At 36.2% G+C, this 3,973-nt stretch carries 4 protein-coding genes and 1 pseudogene; all 5 read left to right on the top strand.

All coding sequences use genetic code 11. The features are described from left to right. A partial coding sequence (locus LQ203_RS27190; RefSeq protein ID WP_356715595.1) for an IS3 family transposase occupies window positions 1–117 on the top strand: 117 nt, incomplete at its 5' end. Window positions 118–481: 364 nt separating this feature from the next. Next, entirely contained in the window at window positions 482–1,138 is a 657-nt protein-coding gene (locus LQ203_RS27185) for a CatB-related O-acetyltransferase (protein ID WP_230163036.1), read from the top strand. A 407-nt stretch (window positions 1,139–1,545) separates the two neighbouring features. Further along, a pseudogene (locus tag LQ203_RS27180) lies at window positions 1,546–2,750 on the top strand (IS110 family transposase). Between the two features lie 528 nt (window positions 2,751–3,278). Next, on the top strand, window positions 3,279–3,587 hold the full coding sequence (locus LQ203_RS27175; protein WP_201249341.1) for a hypothetical protein: 309 nt from the start codon (window positions 3,279–3,281) through the stop codon (window positions 3,585–3,587). Window positions 3,588–3,779: 192 nt separating this feature from the next. Beyond that, window positions 3,780–3,973 (top strand): hypothetical protein (locus LQ203_RS27170; RefSeq protein ID WP_230163034.1); only part of this gene is annotated, 194 nt, incomplete at its 3' end.

The raw sequence follows: 3,973 nt of genomic DNA, 5'->3' as shown, positions 1-3,973 counted from the left end.
GCTAAATTAGCGATATTCCAATTTATTGAAGGTTGGTATAACCGAAAAAGAATTCACAGTAGCTTAGGATATAAAACTCCACAAGCCATTGAAGATCAAATTACAAAAACAGCTTAAGATTTAACTTCTTTGTGTCCAAAATATTGACTCAAATCCATTTCGCAATATTAGTTTTGTTTTTACTAAGAAAACTAGTGCAATCTATTAGACGGTAAAACCGTCTTTTTTTATGTCACATTATATGTCACATCTACAATAAGTCTTATGGAACTAAAGGGGCAGGATACTTCCATAAGCGAAGTGTATTCGGACTGTGAGGTAAGATTTGACGAACAGATGATTCGTTTGTTACAATCTCCCCATCAAATAGGAAAAGGATGAGGACGATGGTTCGTCGTTTGAAACGGTTTAAGAATGTTGCTACGGCATTAAGCTTCTAAGTAAAAAAATGATTTATACTACTTAGAAGCGAGGGAAAAGAATGAAACAACATCGATTTAACCACTGGTCTGAAATTAAGTATCTAAAGGATATTGTCACCAACCCAATGATTGAAGTAGGGAAATACTCCTACTATTCTGGTTGTTACGATAATCATGATTTTGAAGATGGGTGCGTTAGATACCTATGGGGAGATGAAAAATCAAGAAAGTTATTTAACCCCATCGAAGACCATGGATGGCATTTAGATAAGTTGATTATAGGAAATTACGTATGCATTGCAAGTGGTGTAATTATTTTAATGGGTGGAAATCACAATCATCATCCTGAATGGATTACCGTGTATCCGTTTGTGGAGCAGATTGAAACTTCTTACGAACCAAAAGGGGATACAATCATCGAGAGTGATGCCTGGATTGGCATGAACGCAATGATTATGCCCGGTGTGACAATAGGTGAAGGTGCCATTGTTGCGGCTGGATCGGTTGTTGCCAAAGATGTCCCACCATATACGATAGTAGGCGGCAACCCTGCTAAAGAGATAAAGAAACGCTTTACAGACAAAGAAATCGAAAAGTTAAAGGAAATGCGTTGGTTCGATTGGGAACGTGAGAAAATTGAACGAGCCAGTCATATCTTGTCCAGTTCCTCTATTAATCAATTATATGACTTTTATCAAAGGGAAATAAAACCATAACGGTTTAATTCTAGATCACCTCATTGAATAAAAACGAATAAGTTTAATAAGCCATAGTCTCTTCTTAATAGCTAATTAAGAAGAGACTATTTTTTTAAATGAAAACTCATCACCGCACAGTTTGTGTCAACTCTACAATAAGTCTTAATGAACTAACGGGTGCGTTCGTATTATAAGGTTAGCCAGTTTTTACTGGTTGACCTTTTTTTAATAGAATCTATTATATCAGTAGCCAGGGTAGGACGTACGGGTGCGTGGGACTTGATCCCGTGAACTAAACTGTCCGCCCCCTACTTGTAGAAGCATGTTTGAGGCTGGTTGGGACGTAGATCTCGTATAACAAGCGAAGCTATGACACTACATGGAGGACTAGGGGTACTGGTTAGTAAGTAGAGGAGGGAAAAACGATGAATCCAGTTGTTGGTTTGGATGTGGCAAAAGGAGAGAGCCAAGTTCAGGCATTTTTAGATCAATCTAAACCGTATGGGAAGAGCTTTTCAATGAAGCATATCAAAGAGGAACTAAATCATTTTTTAGACTTTCTAAAAGAAATTGAAGAGGTGACAGGGCAGATGCCTATGGTCATTTTAGAATCTACAGGGCATTACCATACTCCTGTTATTCAATACCTGGAGGAACAAGGGATTCTATATATCTTACTAAATCCGATTATTTCTTATCAGGCAAAGAAGACCAATTTACGGAAGGTAAAAACAGACGCTATCGATGCGTACCAGTTGTGTGTGCTGTATTACAAAGAGGATTTTGACCCTCATAAAATTAGAGGAATACAGCTATTAGACCTTCGGAATTTGTCAAGACAACAGGAAATCGTAACGAATATGTATGTGGAAGCTAAACTTCAGTTTCACACCATTTTAGATCAAGTGTTTCCTGAATACCGGAAGGTTTTTGGGGATCTATATTCAAGGGTTTCTTTATTGATATTAAAGGAATATCCCACTTCAGAGGCGGTATTAACAGCCGGGGAAAGTAAGCTAGCAGAGAGTGTTATAGAGTTCTGTCCTAGCCGATCGGGTCAATGGGCATGGGAAAAAGCAAAAAAAATAATGGACTCCGCATCTCGAAATCCATTCCAAAAAAACGTGTATGAAAGTCACGTAATCAATCTTCGTATGTATATTGATTACGTGACTTTCATTACCAGGGACACCTCTCTGATTTGGAAGATCGTATAGTGGCCCTGGCAAATGAACTGGAAGAATATAAGATCATCCAATCGATTCCCGGTATAGGAGAAAAAATCGCAGCCACGATTATCTCTGAAATTGGTGAAATCGATCGGTTTAATCATCCGAAAAAACTGGTTGCCTTCGCTGGAGTAGATCCAAGTGTTCACTCATCGGGTAAGTTTACGGCAACCATTAATCGTATTACTAAAAGAGGTTCGAGCAGATTACGTCATTCTCTGTATCTTGCCGTACTATGCGGCATAAGAAGTTCAAGGAACAAAAAGCTTAAAGCCTTCTATGATAAGAAAAAATCAGAAGGAAAACCGGCCAAAGTGTCAATTGTTGCCTGTATGAATAAGTTGCTTCATTGGATTTACGCTTTATTAAAAAGAAAAGAAGCATTCCTAGATTTAGCCTGATTAACGATTTTGTGAAACAGAGAAAAATCCTTCCAAAAGGATTTTGGAGGGCTATTTGTCATGAACAAAAATAGTATATCATAAGGGAAATGAAAATTTCAGAGAAAGATATTGACATCCTATTAGCTGGTTTAGTTCATTAACAGGGGTTGCTGCGGCAGCCTTTTTCTTATGGCACTAACGGGGCAGTTTAGTTGAATATGAAGGAGTAGAAAGTTACTTTAAACAGATATACAAAAGTGAAACTATAAATTCCATAACTATATTGAATGTTGCTATGATCGGAAATGAACATATCAAATCTCGCTTTGGAAAGGTTATAATGATAACTTTTGAAACTTTTATAATTGAATTAACGTAAATATAGTAATTATTTATTGTAGGGAAGGGATTATTATTTTAATTTATTATTTTTTATTTGGTTTAGGTGTGTTTTTAGTTATATTCACAGTGATATTTTTTATTCATATGTATATAGAGAGAGAAATTGAGTTTTGGCAGACTATTAAAATGCTGGGCGGTTTTCTAGTGGGACTCCTGCTTTTATGGATGACCATTCCAAGTCTAAAAGATGTAATAACGAAAGACTTTGATGTTGTTAATGGAAAATGTACGATAGAAATATCTTCATCTGGTCGTTCTTCTGATTCGACTTTCAATATGTTTAATACAGACGAACAATTTAGTTTCATGGAGATTCCTGACCTTGATGCTTATGGCAAATCAATTCCTTATTACTGTGAGATTACGGTGACCAAAGACCGTATGTGGGAAATGGATTATAAAATTTACGATTTAAAGACAGGAAAGCTTATGGATTCACACACAGGTGAGTAGCTTACTTTGAAAAAAATAATAAGAATAATTATACATACGCAGCTGAGAAACCAATCCCAAATCAAAGTTTGTTGATACAACAAAACACTTAAAACGTTGTCATATCAATGTTTTAAGTGTTTTTCTTTATTCTATTCCTATACAGCTTTTTATCACAATCGTTTGAACCTAGATATAACAAGGCTTTCAACGATGTTCAAAAAAACTGCACTGGCACACGTTCTGCAAAAAAAATTGCATACGCAACTCTTTTTTCTTATTGAACTCCCTCAGTATGATAGCTATATCTCTCGAATGCTCACTTATTCGCAGGATTTCATAACCCTTGAAAATACATTAACGGTTAAAAGCAATGAGCTCAGATCATTTTGGTTTCATGGAGGCAT

Origin of the sequence: Peribacillus sp. Bi96 (assembly GCF_918698115.1) — a bacterium.
GTDB lineage: Bacteria > Bacillota > Bacilli > Bacillales > DSM-1321 > Peribacillus.
This window is presented reverse-complemented; position numbering and strand designations above follow the sequence as displayed.